General features: G+C 68.1%; 19 protein-coding genes. 6 read left to right on the forward strand and 13 right to left on the reverse strand.

The genetic code is table 11. The features are described 5' to 3' along the window. Positions 1 to 5 precede the first annotated feature (5 nt). From pstA to ACPEH1_RS01665, 9 genes are all read right to left on the reverse strand, one after another. Complete coding sequence (pstA, locus tag ACPEH1_RS01625; RefSeq protein WP_017356816.1) at positions 6 to 881, reverse strand: phosphate ABC transporter permease PstA; 876 nt, start codon at positions 879 to 881, stop codon at positions 6 to 8. Then, positions 881 to 1,849, reverse strand: a complete 969-nt coding sequence (gene pstC / locus ACPEH1_RS01630) for a phosphate ABC transporter permease subunit PstC (protein WP_017356817.1) — start codon at positions 1,847 to 1,849, stop codon at positions 881 to 883. Before pstC ends, pstA begins: the two co-directional genes overlap by 1 nt. An 80-nt stretch (positions 1,850 to 1,929) precedes the next feature. Next, positions 1,930 to 3,021, reverse strand: a complete 1,092-nt coding sequence (gene pstS, locus ACPEH1_RS01635) for a phosphate ABC transporter substrate-binding protein PstS (RefSeq protein WP_017356818.1) — start codon at positions 3,019 to 3,021, stop codon at positions 1,930 to 1,932. 294 nt (positions 3,022 to 3,315) lie between these two features. After that, positions 3,316 to 4,335 carry a phosphate ABC transporter substrate-binding protein PstS gene (pstS, locus tag ACPEH1_RS01640; RefSeq protein WP_153164403.1) on the reverse strand — a complete coding sequence of 340 codons (1,020 nt, stop codon included), beginning with the start codon at positions 4,333 to 4,335 and terminating at the stop codon, positions 3,316 to 3,318. Between the two features lie 201 nt (positions 4,336 to 4,536). After that, entirely contained in the window at positions 4,537 to 5,313 is a 777-nt protein-coding gene (locus ACPEH1_RS01645; RefSeq protein WP_423715129.1) for a hypothetical protein, read from the reverse strand. A 115-nt stretch (positions 5,314 to 5,428) separates the two neighbouring features. Continuing rightward, entirely contained in the window at positions 5,429 to 6,640 is a 1,212-nt protein-coding gene (locus ACPEH1_RS01650; RefSeq protein WP_026070827.1) for an OprO/OprP family phosphate-selective porin, read from the reverse strand. 181 nt (positions 6,641 to 6,821) lie between these two features. Next, entirely contained in the window at positions 6,822 to 7,496 is a 675-nt protein-coding gene (gene nth, locus ACPEH1_RS01655; RefSeq protein WP_136004205.1) for an endonuclease III, read from the reverse strand. After that, on the reverse strand, positions 7,496 to 7,861 hold the full coding sequence (locus ACPEH1_RS01660) for a hypothetical protein (RefSeq protein WP_423715130.1): 366 nt from the start codon (positions 7,859 to 7,861) through the stop codon (positions 7,496 to 7,498). The genes nth and ACPEH1_RS01660 overlap by 1 nt, the downstream gene beginning before the upstream one ends. Then, entirely contained in the window at positions 7,861 to 8,643 is a 783-nt protein-coding gene (locus ACPEH1_RS01665; protein WP_423715132.1) for an enoyl-CoA hydratase/isomerase family protein, read from the reverse strand. The genes ACPEH1_RS01660 and ACPEH1_RS01665 overlap by 1 nt, the downstream gene beginning before the upstream one ends. Positions 8,644 to 8,812: 169 nt before the next feature. Between ACPEH1_RS01665 and ACPEH1_RS01670 the strand changes: the two genes are divergently transcribed. The 3 genes from ACPEH1_RS01670 to ACPEH1_RS01680 all read left to right on the forward strand — a co-directional run bounded on the left by ACPEH1_RS01670 (position 8,813) and on the right by ACPEH1_RS01680 (position 11,341). Then, positions 8,813 to 9,514 (forward strand): FKBP-type peptidyl-prolyl cis-trans isomerase N-terminal domain-containing protein, encoded by a 702-nt coding sequence (locus ACPEH1_RS01670; protein WP_017357558.1) that lies wholly within the window; start codon positions 8,813 to 8,815, stop codon positions 9,512 to 9,514. 121 nt (positions 9,515 to 9,635) lie between these two features. Beyond that, entirely contained in the window at positions 9,636 to 10,439 is an 804-nt protein-coding gene (locus tag ACPEH1_RS01675; RefSeq protein WP_026071021.1) for a CoA pyrophosphatase, read from the forward strand. Beyond that, the gene (locus ACPEH1_RS01680; RefSeq protein WP_136004201.1) at positions 10,436 to 11,341 is read left to right on the forward strand and encodes a sulfurtransferase; all 906 of its coding nucleotides are present in this window, start codon (positions 10,436 to 10,438) and stop codon (positions 11,339 to 11,341) included. The genes ACPEH1_RS01675 and ACPEH1_RS01680 overlap by 4 nt, the downstream gene beginning before the upstream one ends. 13 nt (positions 11,342 to 11,354) lie before the next feature. Here the strand turns inward: ACPEH1_RS01680 and ACPEH1_RS01685 are convergent, their stop codons facing one another. Next, a complete protein-coding gene (locus tag ACPEH1_RS01685) occupies positions 11,355 to 11,933 on the reverse strand; it encodes an N-acetylmuramoyl-L-alanine amidase (protein WP_017357555.1) in 579 nt (192 codons plus the stop codon). Positions 11,934 to 11,990: 57 nt separating this feature from the next. Here ACPEH1_RS01685 and ACPEH1_RS01690 point away from each other — a divergent pair, with 57 nt between their 5' ends. The 3 genes from ACPEH1_RS01690 to ACPEH1_RS01700 all read left to right on the forward strand — a co-directional run bounded on the left by ACPEH1_RS01690 (position 11,991) and on the right by ACPEH1_RS01700 (position 15,333). Beyond that, the gene (locus ACPEH1_RS01690; protein ID WP_287251085.1) at positions 11,991 to 12,521 is read left to right on the forward strand and encodes a hypothetical protein; all 531 of its coding nucleotides are present in this window, start codon (positions 11,991 to 11,993) and stop codon (positions 12,519 to 12,521) included. Between the two features lie 115 nt (positions 12,522 to 12,636). Next, a complete protein-coding gene (gene rlmKL / locus ACPEH1_RS01695; protein ID WP_026071020.1) occupies positions 12,637 to 14,781 on the forward strand; it encodes a bifunctional 23S rRNA (guanine(2069)-N(7))-methyltransferase RlmK/23S rRNA (guanine(2445)-N(2))-methyltransferase RlmL in 2,145 nt (714 codons plus the stop codon). Between the two features lie 15 nt (positions 14,782 to 14,796). Further along, positions 14,797 to 15,333: a GNAT family N-acetyltransferase gene (locus tag ACPEH1_RS01700; protein ID WP_166472802.1), complete on the forward strand. Its 537-nt coding sequence runs from the start codon at positions 14,797 to 14,799 to the stop codon at positions 15,331 to 15,333. Positions 15,334 to 15,529: 196 nt separating this feature from the next. On the opposite strand, the gene ACPEH1_RS01705 is transcribed toward ACPEH1_RS01700, so the two are convergent. From ACPEH1_RS01705 to ACPEH1_RS01715, 3 genes are read right to left on the reverse strand one after another with little or no spacing between them, the layout of a single operon-like run. Continuing rightward, the gene (locus ACPEH1_RS01705) at positions 15,530 to 15,865 is read right to left on the reverse strand and encodes a DUF3325 domain-containing protein (RefSeq protein ID WP_136004194.1); all 336 of its coding nucleotides are present in this window, start codon (positions 15,863 to 15,865) and stop codon (positions 15,530 to 15,532) included. Continuing rightward, entirely contained in the window at positions 15,862 to 17,496 is a 1,635-nt protein-coding gene (locus tag ACPEH1_RS01710; protein WP_153164398.1) for a PepSY-associated TM helix domain-containing protein, read from the reverse strand. Before ACPEH1_RS01710 ends, ACPEH1_RS01705 begins: the two co-directional genes overlap by 4 nt. Beyond that, positions 17,493 to 17,816, reverse strand: a complete 324-nt coding sequence (locus ACPEH1_RS01715) for a DUF3649 domain-containing protein (protein ID WP_243746332.1) — start codon at positions 17,814 to 17,816, stop codon at positions 17,493 to 17,495. Before ACPEH1_RS01715 ends, ACPEH1_RS01710 begins: the two co-directional genes overlap by 4 nt. Positions 17,817 to 18,084: the final 268 nt, after the last annotated feature.

Here is an 18,084-nt window from a genome sequence, read left to right on the forward strand (position 1 = left end):
AAAGGTCAGTCATGGGAGATACGGTTGCGCAGCAGGATGCCGCGCGCAGAGAGGCTGACCAGCAGCACGAACACGGTCAGCACCAGGGCGCCGGCCCAGGCGAGCACCTGCCAGGATTCGTACGGGCTGCCCGCGAACTGGTTCATCACCACCGGCACCGAGGCCATCGGCTGGAACACGTTGCTGTTCCAGTACTGGTTGCCGAAGGCGGTGAACAGCAGCGGCGCGGTCTCGCCGGAAATGCGGGCCAGGGCCAGCAGGATGCCGGTGACGATGCCGGCGGCGGCGCTGCGATACAGCACCTGCACGGTCACCTTCCACTGCGGGATGCCGAGCGACAGCGCCGCCTCACGCATCTGCGACGGCACCAGTCGCAGCATCTCGTCGGTGGTGCGCACCACCACCGGCAGCACGATGAACGCCAGCGAGAGTGCACCGGCGAACGCCGAGAACTGTCCGCCGGTCTGCATCACGTACAGGGTGTAGACGAACAGGCCCAGCACGATCGACGGCGCCGAGAGCAGGATGTCGTTGACGAAACGCACCACCGTGCCGGCCTTGCGGAAGTTGCCGTATTCGGCCAGCCAGGTGCCGGCCAGCACGCCCAGCGGGGTGCCGATCGCGATCGCCAGACCGCACATCACCGCGCTGCCGAAGAAGGCGTTGGCGAGGCCGCCCTCCTGCATGGGGGGCGGGGTCATCCTGGTGAACAGGTCCAGGTTGATCCCGGCCAGGCCCTTGGAGGCCAGCGTCCACAGAATCCAGCCGAGGAAGAACAGGCCGAACAGCGCGGTCAGGCAGGACATCAGCAGCGCGACCACGTTGACGATGCGGCGGCGCAGGTACAGCGGTTGCGCGGCGGACGGGGCGATGGTGGACATCAGTTGCCCTCCTTGCGGGCGAGGCGCATCAGCATCAGGCGGGCAATGGCCAGCACAACGAAGGTCACGATGAAGAGCACGAAGCCGAGCAGCAGCAGTGCCGAGCGGTAGGTTTCGGTGGCCTCACCGAAATCATTGGCAATCAGCGCGGCGATGGTGGTGCCCGGCTCGAGCAGCGAGGGCGACAGGCGCACGCTGTTGCCGATCACGAAGGCCACCGCCATCGTTTCGCCCAGGGCGCGCCCCAGGCCGAGGAAGATGCCGCCGATCACCGCCGAGCGGGTGTAGGGCAGCACGATGTCCCAACTCACTTCCCACTTCGTGGACCCCAGCGCGTATGCCGATTCCTTCAGGCGGGTGGGTACGGTCAGGAACACTTCGCGCATGACCGAGGAGATGAAGGGGATCACCATGATCGCCAGCACGAAGCCGGCCGTGAGCACGCCGATGCCCAGCGGCGGGCCCTGGAACAGCGGACCGATGACCGGCAGTGTGCCGAGGTGGTCGTTGAGGAACGGGGTGACGTATTCGGTCATCACCGGCACCAGCACGAACAGGCCCCACATGCCGTAAATGATCGACGGAATGCCGGCCAGCAGTTCGATGGCGGTACCGACCGGACCACGCATCCACCGCGGGGCGACTTCGGTCAGAAAGAAGGCGATGCCGAAGCTCACCGGCACGGCGATGATCATCGCGATCAGCGCGGTGACCAGGGTGCCATAGATCGGCGCGAGCGCACCGAACTTGTTTTCGACCGGATTCCATTCGGACGAGTAGAAGAAGCTCAGGCCCTGCTCCTGCAGGGCATGGCGGCCGCCCCACAGCATCGAGAGCGCGGCGCAGGCCAGGGCGACCAGCACCAGAACGACGGTGGTGATCAGTACCCAGCGGAACAGTGTGTCGTTGCGGGCATCACGCAGGTCGCGGAGGGACGGTGCGGGAACAGGCTGGGCAATGGCATTCATGGGAAAGGCAGGGGCCCGAGAGGTGGGGTGCGGCGTGGTGGCGACAAGGGAGGGCCCGCGCGGCGCGCGGGCCCGGGTTGTCATTTGAATTCAGCGGCCCAGTAGGCTTCGATCTGCGTCACCAGTTCGGCGGGCAGCGGCACGTAGTGCAGTTCGTTGGCCTGCGTCTGGCCCTTTTCAAAGGCCCACTTGAAGAACGCCAGGGTGTCCTTGCTGCGCTGGGCATCCTTGGGCTGCTTGTGCATCAGCATGAAGTTGGTGGCGGTGATCGGCCACGCCTGGTCGCCCGGGGCGTTGGTGATGACCAGGTTGAAGTCCTTGGCGCTGGCCCAGTCGGCGCTGGCGGCCGCGGCGGCGAAACTCTCCGCACTCGGCTGCACCCAGTTGCCGGCGGCGTTCTGCATCGAGGCGTACGGCATGCCGTTCTGCAGCGCGTAGGCCAGTTCGACGTAGCCGATCGAGCCCTTGATCTGCTTCACGTACGAGGCCACGCCTTCATTGCCCTTGCCACCCACGCCGTCCGGCCACTGCACCGAGGTGCCTTCGCCGACCTTGCTCTTCCAGTCCGGGCTGACCTTGGACAGGTAATTGGAGAAGTTGAAGGTGGTGCCCGAGCCATCCGAGCGGTGGACCAGGGTGATCTTGCCGTCGGGCAGTTTCACGCCCGGGTTGGCGGCAACGATGGCCGGATCGTTCCAGGTCTTGACCTTGCCGAGGAAAATGTCGGCCAGCAGCGCGCCGCTCAGGCGCAGCTTGCCGGCGTCCAGGCCCTCGATGTTCACCACCGGGACCACGCCGCCGATGGCGGACGGGAACTGGCCCAGGCCGGCCTGGGCCAGCTCTTCGCTGCTCAGCGGCTTGTCGGAGGAACCGAAGTCGACGGTGCCGGCCTTGATCTGGGCGATGCCGCCACCCGAACCAATGGACTGGTAGTTGATTTTGGCGCCGGTTGCCGCGTTGTAGTCGGCCGACCACTTGGACACCAGCGGGAAGATGAAGGAGGCACCGGCACCGGAGATCTCGGCGGTGAGCCTGTCGCCGGCGGCAGGCGCGGCGGCGGGGGTGTCGGCGGCCGGCGCGGCAGCCTGGCCTTCAGCGCCCGGCTTGCAGGCGGAAAGGCCCAGCGCGATGGCCAGGGTAAGGGCGGTCAAGCCAGCCGTGTGCAGTTTCATGCGTCACTCCGTAGCGGGATGGGGGCCGGTCTCTCCGGCGACGCTGCTATGAAATGATGTTTTTGTTACAGCCGTATGACGACGTGACCGGACGCACGGGAAAGCCCGGTGGGACGGGGGCCGGCGATGGCACGTGCGGAAAAAGAAAAGGCGCGGATCTTGCGATCCGCGCCCGGCGGCGGCAGGGGGAGAGAGGACCTGCCGCCGCCATTGCCTTGTCCGTCGATCCGGCCGGGTACCGGCCAATGGCGGTACCCGACCGGGGTGGGTCACGACCGTGGTCGTGACCGCACCTCAGTACTTCAGATTCTGCGACCAGTACGTCTCGATCTGCTTGACCAGAGTGTCCGGCAGCGGCACGTAATCGAGCTGCTTGGCCTGGGCGTCGCCGTTCCGGTAGATCCAGCGGAAGAACTCCTGCGTGGCCTTGGCGTTGGCGACGTTCTTGGGCTGCTTGCGGACCAGGATGAAGTTGGTGGCGGTGATCGGCCACGCATCGGCGCCCGGCGCGTTGGTCATGACCAGGTAGAAGTCCTTGGCGCTGCCCCAGTCGGCGCTGGAGGCTGCGGCGGCGAAGGAGGTGTCGCTCGGCAGGACGATCTTGCCGGCGGCGTTCTTCATGGCGGCGTAGGACATCTTGTTCTGCAGCGCGTAGGACAGCTCGACGTAGCCGATGCCACCCTTGATCTGCTTGACGTACGCGGCGACGCCTTCGTTGCCCTTGCCACCGATGCCGACCGGCCACTGGACCGAGGTGCCTTCACCAACCTTGCTCTTCCACTCCGGGTTGACCTTGGAGAGGTAGTTGACGAAGTTGAAGGTGGTGCCGGAGCCGTCCGAGCGGTGCACGACGGTGATCTTGCCGTCCGGCAGCTTGACGCCCGGGTTCAGCGCGGCGATGGCCGGGTCGTTCCAGGTCTTGATCTTGCCCAGGAAGATGTTGCCCAGGGTCGGCCCATCCAGCTTCAGTGCGCCCGGCGCGATGCCGGCCACGTTGATCACCGGGACCACGCCGCCGATCACCGACGGGAACTGGGCCAGGCCGGCCGAGGCCAGCTCTTCCGGCTTCAGCGGGGCGTCGGAGGAGCCGAAGTCCACCGTCGCCGCCTTGATCTGGGCAATGCCGCCGCCCGAACCGATGGACTGGTAGTTGACCTTCTTGCCGGTAGCGGCGCTGTAGTCGGCCGACCACTTGGACATGACCGGATAGATGAACGAGGCGCCCGCGCCGGTGACATCGGCGGCATTGGCGGCAAACACGGACGACGCGGCGAGGACGACAACGGCGGCGCGCGACTTGAAGGCGTGGATCACGGGATGGCTCCTGGGATGGATGACGGTGCGGGGTGTCCCGCCCGGCGCCCATTCCATAACGGTTCGATGACAGCGCAGCGTCTGTCATATGACGCAACCGTGACAGGGTGCGGCATCGCCCCGCGACGCCCGGAGCAGGGGCGTTGTCGGCGTCATAAAGTGCACTGCGTCACGCAGGTTCGCGCAGACCGGGTGCCCCCCTCAGTAGGGACTGAGGGCATCCAGGAAGGGGTAGGCGCGGCCATCGTGGCGCAGCCGGTAGCTGCGTTGGACCGCGGGCGCGTCGCTGTCCACGCAGGTCTTGTCGTGCACGGCGCTGCGTCGCGCCACCTGCCGCTCGCGGACGATCAGGTCGGCAAATCCCGGTGGGCGCGGTGCGCCGACCTCCAGGGTGCGAGTGGTGGTCTGGAACTCGCCGGCGCAGCGGGTATCCCACTCTCCCTGGGCGATGTCCACGCTGATCGGCTGGGTCAGTACCTGCAGGTGGCCCGGCGTGTAGGCGATCAGGCGCAGCCGGGTTTCCGAATACGGGTTGGGGCTGGACGCGCCGGTGAAGCGGGTACGCACGCCGAAGGTCCAGTGTGCGTCGTCGAGCCGATAGCGGGCGGTATCCAGGGCAACGCCGTCGAAGCGGACGGCGTCGCTGTCGACCGCGCCGCGCAGCACGCTCCAGGCGCGCGGGGTGGCGCTGGCCGTATCGATCACCATCAGTTCCAGGTCGCCGTCGGGCGCGTCCGGCAGGCTGTCGCGGTCATTCCAGACCGGCACGGCCAACAGCGTCAGCTCCGGGTGTGCTGGCCAGACGCGGCAGGTGCCCGCCTGCGGCGCGCGGCGCCAGCCCGCGCGGTCGGGAAGCACGGTGCCTGGGCGGACAGCGTAGGCGTGCTCGATCACCGCGATGGCGTCGGTGCACTGCTGGGCATGGGCGGCTGGCGTGGCGCTCGCAAGCACAGGCAGGAGCAGCAGGGTGGGGCGCATCGGGCCGTCCGTGGGAAAGTGGCCGCACAGCATACGCAGGCGACACGGCATGCCGGCCCAACGAAAAGGGGCGCAGCCTGCGCTGCGCCCCTGGAGTGCATCGATGCCGCAGGGCTTACCAGAAGAACTGCAGGCGGGCTTCGAGGATGTTCGGGTCGTCGTTGACGAAGCCGCGGGCCGACGAGCTGTACTTCTTGCTGTCCACCATCACGTAGTTCAGGGCGAACTTGGTGTTGGAGCGCCAGTAGTAGTTCACGCCGACGGTCCAGATGTTCATCTTGCCGCCGAGCACGCCGTCGACGATCGGCGGACGGCCGGCCACCGGGTTGGCAGTGAGGTTGCCATCGTTGAGATCCATCTGGTCGTAGCGCGCGCCCAGCTGCCACATGCCGCGGCCCGGTTCGTCCGGCAGGCCGGTGGTCGGGGTGCCGCCCTTGTAGCCCCAGCTCTCGCCGGTGATGTTCCACAGGCCGCTCACGTAGAAGCCGTCGCTGCTGTAGTTGTCGTGGCTGTAGCGCTTGGCCTTGCTGGTGTAGTACTCGGCCTGGGCCTTGAACGGGCCGCCGATGTACATCGCTTCGGCACCCAGCGTGCTGACGCGGTCGGTATCGACCAGGTTGCCGCTGTCCACCAGACGCACGGTGGCCAGGTCGGCGTTCGGACGGGCGCGCACGCGCAGGGTGTCCGCATCGGTGTCGTAGTCGACGTAGCTCAGGCCGAAGTGCAGCACCTGGCCCTTCTCGTTGATCGGCGCCCAGGTACCACGCGCGCCGTAGCCGCTGCCGTGGGCCAGGTTGCGCGTCAGCTCGCGGCCGAAGGCGCTGGCGGTGACCGACCAGTTGCTGTCGCCGATGCTGTAGGCACCGCCGAGGCGACGGGCCACGGCGTAGGTGTTGGTGACCGCCGCCTTGGAGATGAAGTCGTTGTTCTTGGTGCTGGACAGTTCTTCCAGGCTGTTGGGCTGCTTGAACTGGCCGAACTGCACGAAGTGGTTGGCGTTGCCGGCCAGCTTGTACTTCAGGTTGGTGTCCAGGAACTTGTCGGCCTTGGCATCGTAGCCCACCACCCATTCCACGTTGCCCGGGCCCTTGCCCTTGAGCACCAGCTCGGCGCGGCGCAGCTCGAACTCGCTGTTCTTGCCGTTCCCGGCATCGCCGCCGTTGAGGTCGGTCAGATCGTTGTCGAACCAGTTGCCGTCGGCCTGGACCAGGCCTTCGAAGGTGATCTCCGAACCGCCGATCACGTCGATGGCCACTTCAGCGTGAGCGGCCGGCACGAACAGCGCAGCCGCCACGGCCGCAGTAAGAAGTTGGCGATGCAGTTTCATGGAAAGGAGCCTTGCAGGCAGGTGGGAAGATGCTGCGCAGGCTAATTAGTGAAGATTGCGTAAATGTGACAGTTTCAGACAAACCGTCGTTTGCCGGACCCCACGGCCCGGCAGGGCTTTACATGAATGCCCGGCGCAGATGACCGCCGGATTGCGTACAGATGGCAATCGCCGCCGGGGGTCAGGCGGCGGTTTTTTCCCTGTAGCGGCACAGGTCGCGGATCACGCACTGCGGGCAATCCGGCTTGCGTGCCTTGCACACGTAGCGGCCGTGCAGGATCAGCCAGTGGTGTGCGTCGAGCAGGAACTCGGCGGGGATCACCTTGACCAGCAGGTCCTCCACCGCGCGGACGTCCTTGCCAGGGGCCAGCCCGGTGCGGTTGGCCACGCGGAAGATGTGCGTGTCCACCGCCATCACCGGCTCGCCGAAGGCGGTGTTGAGCACCACGTTGGCCGTTTTGCGGCCCACGCCCGGCAGCGCCTCGAGGGCGGCGCGATCACGGGGCACCTCGCCACCGTGGTCGCGGATCAGCAGTGCGCAGGTGGCGATCACGTTCTTCGCCTTGGCGTTGAACAGCCCAATGGTGGCGATGTACTTCTTCAACCCGTCTTCGCCCAGCGCGAGCATGGCCTGTGGCGTGCTGGCCACCGGGAACAGCTTGCGCGTGGCCTTGTTGACGCCCACGTCGGTGGCCTGCGCCGACAGCGCCACCGCGATCAGCAGTTCGAACGGCGTGCTGTATTCCAGCTCCGTGCGCGGATGCGGATTGAGCTCGCGCAGACGCGTGAACATCTCGATCACATCGGCCTTGGGCATGCGTGCGGAGCGCGGCGCGGCCTTGCTGACGACGGCCATCAGGTGCCGTTCCCGGCCGCCCGGGCCTTGGCGCGGGCGAGGATGGCCGCCGCCGCCGACGGCAGCGCCGGCTTCGCATCCGGCGTGGTCGCCGCCGGTGCCCGCCGCGCGTCGCGTTCGGCGGCACGGCGGCCCAGGCGTACCGCGCGCTGGCGGTAGCGCTCGCGCGCAGCCCACGCTCGCGTGAGCTGCTGCTGGGCCTGCAGCAGGCGCACGGGCAGGTCCGGATGGCCGGGCACCCGCTGGGCGTCGCCAGGGTGTGGCACGTAGTCCATCAAGCCGGCCGCGAGTGCGCCGTCGACGTCGTCGTCCAGCAGCAGCATCCACAGCCGCGTGGGCAGGTCAGGGTCGGTGGCCATCATCATCAGCGGTTCTGGAACACCGGCGGACGGCGGGCAAGGAAGGCGGCGGTGCCTTCGCGCATGTCCTCGGTAGCGAACATCAGCCCGAACTGCGCGGTTTCGTAGGCCAGACCTTCGCCCAGCGCACACTCACCGCCGATATGAACGGCATCGAGGATGCCGCGCAGCGCCAGCGGCGCGGCGTGCGCAAGCTGCTGGGCCAGCGCCTGCACGCGTGCATCCAATGCATCGGCAGCCACCACTTCGTTGACGATCCCGAACTGCAGCGCGCGCGCGGCCGTGATCGGTGTGCCAAGCAGGCACAGTTCCAGCGTCGCGGCGCGGCCGCACAGACGCAGCAGGCGCTGGGTGCCGCCGAAGCCGGGAATCAGCCCGAGATTGATCTCCGGTTGGCCGACTTTGGCGGTTTCGGCAGCGATGCGCAGGTGGCAGGCCATCGCCAGTTCCAGGCCGCCGCCCAGCGCAAATCCGTTGATCTTCGCGATCACCGGCTTGGGCATGCGCTCGATGCAGCGCATCAATTTCTGCCCCAGCGCCGAGAAATCACGTCCCTGAACCGCGCTGAGTCCGTTCATTTCGGCGATGTCCGCCCCGGCCACGAACGCCTTCGGACCGGCCCCGGTGAGCACTGCCACCCGGACCGCCGGATCGGCGGCTGCCGCCGAAAACGCGCTGTATAGCGCTTCCAGCGTAGCCTTGTCGAGGGCATTGAGCTTGTCCGGGCGGTTCACGGTGAGGGTGCGGATGGCGCCGTCATTGGTCACGGCGAGGGGCGAATCGGCCACGGCGGGGCTCCTGGAAAAACGTTAAAAAAAAGTGAGGTTGAACTCTTGAAACGAAGTCAGGTCAGAGCTTGCGTCGTTAGTGGCGGTTCAACGTTGCGGCGGCTATCCTAACCCGTCGCCTCAGGGCGGCCCAACGCGTCCTGAGTTACCACCCCTGGAGAAATGTTTGATGAAGTTGCGTTCTATCGCGGTCGCCGTCGCGGCCCTGGCCCTGACGGGCAATGCCTTCGCCCAGGACACCTCGTCCGAAAAGGGCAAGCTGAGCTATTACTTCGGTTACGACTACGGCAACAATCTGGCTGAGCTCACCTCGCGTGGCGAACAGCTGGACATCAACTCGGTGGTGAAGGGCCTGCAGGATGCCTACGCCAAGAAGCAGCCGGCGATCACCGCCGAGCAGCTGAAGCCGGCCGTCGAAGCCTTCCAGAAGCGTGAGCAGGGTCGTGCGCAGGCCGCCAAGGCCGAGTACGACAAGGCCGCTGCCGAGAACAAGACCAAGAGCACCCAGTTCCTGGCTGCCAACAAGGCCAAGGCCGGCGTGCAGACGCTGCCGAGCGGCGTTCAGTACCGCGTGGTCGAAGCCGGCACCGGCGCCAAGCCGACCCAGGCCAGCACCGTGCAGCTGGAAGTCGCCGGTCCGTACCCGTACGGCACCCGTCCGGCTGAAGCCCGCCCGGCGCAGCAGATCCCGGCGATGAAGGTCAGCGAAGTCGAAATGAAGGCCATGCGCGAAGCGCTGCTGCTGATGCCGGCCGGCTCGAAGTGGGAAGTGACGCTGCCGCCGGAACAGGCCTATGGTGCCGATCCGCGCACGCCGTTCCCGCCGAACGTCGCCGTGCAGTTCGAAATCAAGCTGATCAGCGTCAAGTAAGATCAGGCAGTCACAAAAAACGCGCCGATGGAAACATCGGCGCGTTTTTGTTTGCTATCACCGCGCGCTCCGCGCTCTCGATCCAGCCTGCCAATCGCGCTACTGTTGCACGGTGCAATCACTGGACGATCCCCCGCGTGCCGTACCCACCCCCTGTATCGGTATCTGCGCGCTGGACAGCGCCGATATCTGCGCGGGGTGCCTGCGCACCGTGGATGAAATCACCCGCTGGCGAACGATGAGCCGTCACGAACAGACCCATGTCATGCAGCATACGCTGCCATTGCGCGAGCAGTTGCGGCAGTCGCTGCGCGGTTCGCTGGCCGAGCACGCGCGGCTGATGCGCGCGCTGCATCCGCTGGATGCGCCGCCGACTGGCGAGGGCTGGAACCGCAGCGAGCTGAGTGACCTGCTGCCGCCCGGGCCGCCGGTCGAGGCGGCGGTGTTGGCCGGCATCATTCCGCGCGAGGGCGGTGCCCAGGTGCTGTTGACCCGACGCACCGATACTTTGCGCCATCACGGCGGCCAGGTCGGCTTTCCCGGTGGACGGATGGAGGCGGACGACCGCGACGCCGTGGCCGCGGCGATCCGCGAGAGCGATGAGGAAATCGCGCTCAAGCACGATCAGGTGCACGTGCTCGGTTACCTGGATCCGTTCGTCACCATCACCGGTTACCGGGTGATGCCCGTGGTGGCCGTGATCGATCCGGCATTCGTCGCCGTGCCGCAGCCGGATGAAGTGGCCGAAGTGTTCGAGGTGCCGCTGAGCTATCTGATGGAGCCCGCCAACCTGCACCAGGTGGAGATCGACCATCGCGGCCGCATCCGGCATGTGCTGGAGTACGGCTGGCCGGGCCAACGCATCTGGGGCGCCACCGCCGCCATTCTCTACAACCTGCGTCGCCGCCTGGAGCAGACCGAATGACTTCCACCGCGTTTTCCTGGACCGCCCTGGTCGATGTCGCCGCCCTTGCCGATGCTCTGCAGCAGGGCGGGGCACGCGTGCTCGACGCGCGCGCAACCGCCAGCACCGCCGTGCGCGTGGTCGATGCGCGCTTCTCGCTGGGCGACCCGCAGTCGGGCGCGCAGGCCTATGCCCAGGGGCATCTGCCCGGTGCACTGTACGCCGACCTCAACCGCGACCTGGCCGACATGGGCAAGCACGGCCAGGGACGCCACCCGCTGCCGGACAGCGCGGACTTCGCCGCGCGGCTGGGGCAGTGGGGTATCGCGCCGGAAACCCAGGTGGTGGTCTATGACGCAGGGGATGGCAGCATGGCCGCCGCGCGGCTGTGGTGGCTGCTGCGGCTGATCGGGCACCGTCGGGTCGCCGTGCTCGATGGTGGACTGGCCGCGTGGCAGGCCGCGGGCCTGGCGCTGACCGCCGAGGTGCCGCAGGTGCCGGCGTTGCCGCCCTATCCCGGCCAGTTCGACCGCAGCCAGATCGCCTCGGCTGGCGAAGTGGCCGCACGCCTGAAGCACGCACCGGGCTGGTTGCTGGATGCCCGGGCCGGCGAGCGTTTCCGCGGCGAGGTGGAACCGCTTGACCCCATCGCCGGGCACGTCCCCGGCGCGGTCAACCGCCCGTTCGCGTTGAACGTCCACGACGGACGCCTGCGCCCGGCGGCGGATCTGCAGGCCGCGCTGCGCCCGCTGATCGGCACCCACGATCCGGGCCAGGTGGTGCTGATGTGCGGCTCGGGCGTCACCGCCTGTCATCTGCTGCTGGCGATGGAAGTGGCCGGCCTGCATGGCGCCCGCATCTACGCCGATTCGTGGAGCGGGTGGGTCAGCGATTCCAGCCGCCCGGTCGCCACCGGCCCCTGAAACACCTCCCGGGTCAGGGGCGGTGCGCATCCAACGGTTGCAGCGGCACCGCCGCCAACACGCGCGGCCACGGGAACAGCGGCCCGGGATCGCGCTTGCGCGGCACGCGCCGCTCGGGGTCGTCGCTGGCCACTTCCTCGCGGGTATCCAGCCATTCGTGACCGGCGATGTGCCGCAGCCCGGGCAGCGTGTCGCACAGGTGCTGCAGCAGGTCGATCAGCGCGGCGAGCTGCGCCTCGGTGTACGGCTCGTCCATCGCCTGGTGGCGTGAATCCAGCCAGTGCGGGTAGCGGCCGGTGTTGACCAGCTCGATGCCGACCGAGCGCGGGTTGTAGCCGCTGACATGGTGGGCGATGCGGTCCAACGCCACGTACTGGACGATGCGGCCATCGCGGTCGATGTAGTAGTGCCCGCTGTTGCCGCTGCCGCTGTCGTACAGCACGCGCTCACCGTACTGGCGGGCCATCGCCAGGTCGGGCAGCTCGGTGCAGTGGATGACCACCAGATCGATGTCGGCCGGCGCGCGCGCGCCCAGCCGTGCCACGTAGGGCAGGGGCTGAAGGTCGATCGGGGGCGGTGCGCGGCCGGGCATGGCGCGATGCTAGCATTCCGTCATGAACGCTCATATCCACTCCCACAGGACGCGTGCATGAGCCGCGGCCACTGCATCCTTTCCCACGGGTTCGAAAGCGGCCCGGACGCCACCAAGGTGACCGCGCTGGCCGAGGTCGCCCAGCGGCTCGGCTGGACGCACGAACGCCCCGACTACACCGATCTGGACGCGATGCGCGCGGTAAGCAGCGTCGGCGACGTCCGCGCCCGCCTGCAGCGCCTGACCGGCCTGGCCACGGCGGCTGCCGCACGTGGCCCGGTGGTGCTGGCCGGTTCCAGCCTGGGCGCCTACATCTCGGCCATTGCCTCGCTGCAGGTGCCCACCCGTGGTCTGTTCCTGATGGTGCCGCCGACCACGATGGGACCGATGCCGGCGCTGGATGCCGCCCCGGTGCCGACCAGCGTGGTGCACGCCTGGCACGATGAACTGATTCCGCCGGCACAGGTCATCGCCTGGGCGCAGGCCCGTTCGGCGCGCCTGCTGCTGGTGGACGACGGGCACCGGCTGAACAATCACGTCGAGGCCTCGGCCCGGGCGTTCGAGGACCTGCTGCAGTCGCTGGGGTGAGGGGGGAGCCGGCCAGCGCCCGGCACTGCCGTACAATGGCCGTCCCGGCGTCGCGCCGGGTCGCTTGCCGTGCCCGGTGGGCACCTCCTTTCCGCTGACCTGCGATACCGATTCCGTGAAATTCTTTGTTTCCTGCGCCAAGGGCCTGGAGTACCTGCTCGCCGACGAACTGCTGGCGCTCGGCCTGGACAAGGCCACCGCCACCATCGCCGGCGTCAACGCCGAAGGCGAGCTGCCGCAGGCACTGAAGGTGGTGCTGTGGTCGCGCCTGGCCAGCCGCGTGCTGTGGCCGCTGACCGAATTCGACTGCCCGGACGAAGGCTCGCTGTACCAAGGCGTGTCGGCGATGGCGTGGGACCAGCACATCAGCCCGGAGCTGACCCTGTCGGTGGACGCGCACGTGTCCGGGACCGAGATCACCCATGCGCGCTTCGCCGCGCAGCGGGTCAAGGACGGCGTGGTCGACAGCCTGCGCGCCAAGGGCCTGGAACGGCCGTCGGTGAACACCGAGTTCCCCGATGTGCGCATCAACCTGTCGCTGCGCAAGGGCCGGGCAAGCATCTCCATCGACCTCGGTGGTGGCCCGATGCACCGCCGTGGCTGGCGCATGGCGCAGAACGAAGCGCCGCTGAAGGAAAACCTGGCCGCGGCCGTGCTGATGCGCGCCAACTGGCCCAAGATCCACGCCGAAGGCGGTGGCCTGCTCGACCCGATGTGCGGCAGCGGCACGCTGCTGATCGAAGGCGCGCTGATGGCCGCCGACGTCGCGCCGGGCCTGCAGCGCCACGGCAGCATTCCGCCCAGCCGTTGGCTGGGTTTCGACCGCGACGCCTGGAACACGATGATGGCCGAGGCGCGCGCTCGAGAGACGGCCGGGCGTGCCGCGCTCAAGCAGGTGATCCACGGCAGCGACATCGATCCGCATGCGATCCGTGCCGCCCGGGAAAATGCCGAGACCGCCGGCGTGGCCGAGGCGATCTGGTTCGGCGTGCGCGATGTGGCCGACATGCAGGTGCCGCCGCAGGAAACCGGCTGCGTGGTGTGCAACCCGCCGTATGACGAACGGCTGGCCGCCGATGCGGTGCTGTATCGCCGACTTGGCGATGCGCTCAAGCGTGCGGTGCCGCAGTGGCGGGCCAGCCTGCTGTGTGGCAGTGCCGACCTGGCGTTCGCCACCGGCCTGCGCGCCAACAAGAAGTACCAGCTGTTCAACGGGGCGATCGAATGCGCGCTGATCGTCTGCGATCCGATCGCGGTGCCGCAGCGCGACAACGCCGGCCAGCCGCGTGAGCTGAGCGAAGGCGCGCAGATGGTGGCCAACCGCCTGCGCAAGAACATCAGGAAGTTCAAGAACTGGCGCGCCCGCGAGGCAATCACCTGCTACCGCGTGTACGACGCGGACCTGCCCGAGTACGCGGCCGCGATTGACGTCTACGAAGAAGACGCCGGCGCGCGCCGCACGTTCCTGCACGTGCAGGAGTACGCGGCACCGGCGACGATTCCCGATGTCGATGTGCGCCGCCGCCGCAACGAGCTGCTGTCGGCCGCGCGCGAGGTGTTCCAGGTGCCGGCCGAGCAGGTCGCGCTGAAGTCGCGCGAGCGCGGCAAGGGCGGCAGCAAATACGGCCGCTTCGAACAGCGCGGTGAGTTCGTGCTGGTCCGCGAGAATGACGCACTGCTGCGGGTGAATCTGTTCGACTACCTCGATACCGGCCTGTTCCTGGATCACCGCCCGCTGCGCTGGCACATGGCCCGGGAAGCGGTCGGCAAGCGCTTCCTCAACCTGTTCTGCTACACCGGCGTGGCCAGCGTGCAGGCGGCGGTCGCGGGAGCGGCGTCGACCACCAGCGTGGACCTGTCCGGCACCTACCTGCAATGGTGTGCCGACAACCTGGCGCTGAACGGCAAGGGCGGCAGTCAGCATCAGCTGATCCAGGCCGATGCGCTGGCCTGGCTGGAAGCCGAACGGCACCGCTTCGACGTGATCTTCTGCGATCCGCCGACCTTCTCCAACTCGGCCCGCGCCGAGGACTTCGACGTCCAGCGCGAGCACGTGCGCCTGCTGCGGGCGGCCGTGGCGCGGTTGAGCCCGGAAGGCGTGCTGTACTTCTCCAACAACTTCCGCCGCTTCAAGCTGGACGAAGAAGCGATCAAGGAATTTGCCGAGTGCACGGAAATCTCCGCCGAGACCATCGGCGATGATTTCGAGCGCAATCCGCGCATCCACCGCGCCTGGGAACTGCGCCGCTACGGCGCGTGACGGCAAGGGGCTGACATGGACGACAGCCAGCTTCTCGCCGACGGACTGCTGCTACGTCCGTTCGAGGATGGCGATGCCGCCGCGTTCGCCGCGGCGGTGCGGGAATCGGCCGAAGGCATGCGGCGCTGGATGCCGTGGTGCTCCACCGATTACGGCGCCGAGCAGGCACTGCAGTGGTTCCAGGCCTGCCGCGACGGCCGCGCAGCGGCCACCGCCTATGAATATGGCGCGTTCGACCCGGATACCGGCGCGTTTGTCGGCGGCGCCGGGCTCAACGCCATCCGGCACGATCACCGCTTCTGCAATCTGGGGTACTGGGTGCGGCAGTCTCGCCAGGGCCAGGGCATCGCCACGCGCGTCGTGCACGCGCTGGCGACCCACGCGTTCGCGCACATGGGCATGCAGCGGGTGGAGATTGTCGTGGCGGTGGGCAACCTGGCCAGCGAGCGGGTGGCGGTGAAGTCCGGGGCGCTGCGCGAGAGCGTGGCGCGCAACCGGCTGGTCATCGATGGACAGTCTGCACCGGCCCACGTGTTCTCGCTGGTGCCCTGACCTGTGGTGGCGGCACCGGATTCCGGCCGCGCGCCGTGCGCGTCACACCATCAGACGGCGGCCTTGCGCCTACGCCAAGGGCCAATGACCGCGCTCATACCCGCCGATTGCGGCCTGCCAGTACGGCGGGAGCCCGAGGTGGTCTTCGAGCCGCCACTGGCGACAGGGGCAGCGCTGCATCGCGCCGGTCTGCACGTCAGCGCGCGAACAGCGTCACCGCCAGCCCGAGCGCCGGCAACGCCCACGCCAGCGGCGCGATCCAGCGGGGGCGGAAGGGGTACAGCCCGAACGCGATCAGAATGCCGCTGATCGTCAGCGCCCCGAGCCACAGCACCGGGCCGGCGGCCCAGCCGTGGTCCACCACACACAGGCCGAACGACAGCGCCAGCAACGCCCAACCCAGCCAGCGCCATGCGCGCCTGCGGGTCGGCGTAGCGGCGGCCTTGCCGTGCAGGTCCGCCTGGTGCCTGTCCATCGCCAGCGACAGGGCAGTGAACGCCGAGAAGCTCACGGTGATCGCCAACAGCATCATGCGCCCACCTCCGCGCCGGCATGCTGCTGCGCCTTTGCCGCCGCCTGCCGCTTCTTTCCGGCCGCGCTCAGCGCCGGCTGCCAGCGCTGCATGCGCAGGCCGCAGTAGGCGAGCATCGCGCCGAAGGCGAGCATGGTGAGGTCGAACCCGGCCAGCACCCAGTCGCCGCTGCGCAGGGTCACGCCCAGGTGCGCGTGGGTGGTCAGCGCGTTCACCACCGGGATCAGCGCGAACAACGCCGCGCCCAGGTACAGCTGCCAGGCCCACATCATCCGCTTGGGCCAGATGAACGCGGCCAGCAGCGCCGCGCCCCACGCGTAGAAGAACACGTCGGCTTCGGCCGTCGACCGTTCGGCCATCTGCAGCGGCAGCAGCCGGTTGCCCCAGAAGTACGCCGCGAAAGCGATCGGCAGGCCGGCCACCGCGCCGATGTTGAGCGCATCCACCAGGCGCAGACCAAAGCCGATCTTTCCCGACTTGGCATGCTTGGGCCGTTCCTTGACCGCCCACAGCACCACGCCGCTGGCGACCATCAGGCAGCCAACCAGCCCGGACAGGAAGAACAGGGCGCGCAGGCCCCAGTCGGCAAAACGCGCCAGGTGCAGGCCGTACATCACGCCACGGGTCTGGGTGGCGCCACCGGCGGCCGGACTGGCCTCGAGCAGCGCACCGGTCACCGCGTTGTAGCGCAGCGACGGCGTATCCACCGAAAGGCGCTTGCCGTCGCGCTGCTGGATGTCGATCACCGCGTTGGCCGCGCCCGGGTGGTACAGGGTGAAGCCGCCCACGTCGGCGCCCTTCCATTCGGCGCGCGCGCTGTCCAGCAGCTGCTGTATCGGCAGTGCCACAGCACGTCCCTCGGACGGCGTATCAATGTCGGCCAGGCGCGCGAACGCCTCGCTGAAGAACGCGTCCTCATCCTTGGGGTAGGCCACGCTCACGCCCCACGGCAGGTACATGAACATCAGTGTCACGATGCCCGTGTAGGTGATCATCGCGTGGTAGGGCAGGGCCATCACCGCGCTGACGTTGTGGAAGTCCAGCCACGAACGCAGGCCCTTGTCCTTCCGGAACGTAAAGAAGTCCTTGAAGATCTTCTTGTGGGTGATCACCCCGGTGATGATCGCCACCAGCATGAACATCGCGCAGAAGCCCACGAGGTAGCGCGCCCACAGCACCGGGATGTAGTGCAGGTCAAAGTGCAGGCGGTAGAAAAAGTCGCCCCCGCGGGTCTCGCGCGCGGCCACTTCCTGACCACTGTTGGGGTCCACCGTGGCGTCGCCGAAACGCCCGCCGCCGCGGCGGCGGCGCTTCTCGCCCTCGGCCGGCGGCTTGACCATCGATTCGGGATTGCGCCAGAACATCCGCATCGCGGGGTTGCGCGGGTCGGGCAGGCTCACGTTCCAGCTTTCGGCCTGGGGCGCCTTGTGCTGCAGGAAGATGATCGCGCGCTCGGCCGCCACATCGGCGTCGACCGTGCTGCGCGGCAGCTCCGGGCGCATCCAGCGGCTGATTTCCTCGCGGTAGTAGCTGGCCGTGCCGGCCATGAAGATCAGCAGCAGCAGCCACCCGACCAGCAGGCCGGTCCAGGTGTGCAGCCACGCCATTGATTGGCGGAATCCGTTCTTCATGCGCCCGCCCTCATCACAGCGGTGCCCAGCCAGAACAGTGCGGTGGGCATCAGGATGCCGACCCAGGCGCGCAGTGCGGTGCGCGTGGCGAATGCCCACAGGGCGGCACACGCGCACAGCGCGATGGCGACCAGCATGCCGGTCAGTACCGCCTGGCCGCGGGCGATCGGCAGCGCGACGGCGAAGAACATGGCGCAGGTCGCTGCCAGCGCATAACCCCCCAGGATCGCGGCCATCGAGCGCGACAGCACGCCCAGCCAGGGGCGGGCGAACACGGCGGTGAAACGGGTATGCCAGCTGGCGTTGGGCGTGCTGTTCACGGAAACCTGCAATAGCGAGTCGAACAACGGGCATCACCAGCCGCAGCCGGTGACAGGTAAAGGTGGCCGTCCGTGGCCGGGGCGGCGCCGTGCCGGCGCGTGGCCGGCAGGTCCGCATCCAATGCCGCGGTGGCAGCATCCAGCGCAGGGTCGGCCGCACACTGCGCGGTTCCGCCCACCCGGCAATGCGATGGCGCAGGCACGCCTGCCTCCGCCCGTCTGCCCGCTGCCGGTCACGGGGACACTGCCGTTGGCGGCACACCCGGGG

It is taken from the genome of Stenotrophomonas sp. NPDC077421 (assembly GCF_049545505.1).
Classification (GTDB): domain Bacteria; phylum Pseudomonadota; class Gammaproteobacteria; order Xanthomonadales; family Xanthomonadaceae; genus Stenotrophomonas; species Stenotrophomonas nematodicola.

Bases quoted from the DNA above. Each gene is read 5' to 3' on its own strand.
- pstA (WP_017356816.1), bottom strand. From the start codon at position 881: ATGTCCACCATCGCCCCGTCCGCCGCGCAACCGCTGTACCTGCGCCGC.
- pstC (WP_017356817.1), bottom strand. From the start codon at position 1,849: ATGAATGCCATTGCCCAGCCTGTTCCCGCACCGTCCCTCCGCGACCTG.
- pstS (WP_017356818.1), bottom strand. From the start codon at position 3,021: ATGAAACTGCACACGGCTGGCTTGACCGCCCTTACCCTGGCCATCGCG.
- ACPEH1_RS01645 (WP_423715129.1), bottom strand. From the start codon at position 5,313: ATGCGCCCCACCCTGCTGCTCCTGCCTGTGCTTGCGAGCGCCACGCCA.
- ACPEH1_RS01650 (WP_026070827.1), bottom strand. From the start codon at position 6,640: ATGAAACTGCATCGCCAACTTCTTACTGCGGCCGTGGCGGCTGCGCTG.
- nth (WP_136004205.1), bottom strand. From the start codon at position 7,496: ATGGCCGTCGTCAGCAAGGCCGCGCCGCGCTCCGCACGCATGCCCAAG.
- ACPEH1_RS01660 (WP_423715130.1), bottom strand. From the start codon at position 7,861: ATGATGATGGCCACCGACCCTGACCTGCCCACGCGGCTGTGGATGCTG.
- ACPEH1_RS01670 (WP_017357558.1), top strand. From the start codon at position 8,813: ATGAAGTTGCGTTCTATCGCGGTCGCCGTCGCGGCCCTGGCCCTGACG.
- ACPEH1_RS01680 (WP_136004201.1), top strand. From the start codon at position 10,436: ATGACTTCCACCGCGTTTTCCTGGACCGCCCTGGTCGATGTCGCCGCC.
- ACPEH1_RS01685 (WP_017357555.1), bottom strand. From the start codon at position 11,933: ATGCCCGGCCGCGCACCGCCCCCGATCGACCTTCAGCCCCTGCCCTAC.
- ACPEH1_RS01690 (WP_287251085.1), top strand. From the start codon at position 11,991: ATGAGCCGCGGCCACTGCATCCTTTCCCACGGGTTCGAAAGCGGCCCG.
- ACPEH1_RS01700 (WP_166472802.1), top strand. From the start codon at position 14,797: ATGGACGACAGCCAGCTTCTCGCCGACGGACTGCTGCTACGTCCGTTC.
- ACPEH1_RS01705 (WP_136004194.1), bottom strand. From the start codon at position 15,865: ATGATGCTGTTGGCGATCACCGTGAGCTTCTCGGCGTTCACTGCCCTG.
- ACPEH1_RS01710 (WP_153164398.1), bottom strand. From the start codon at position 17,496: ATGAAGAACGGATTCCGCCAATCAATGGCGTGGCTGCACACCTGGACC.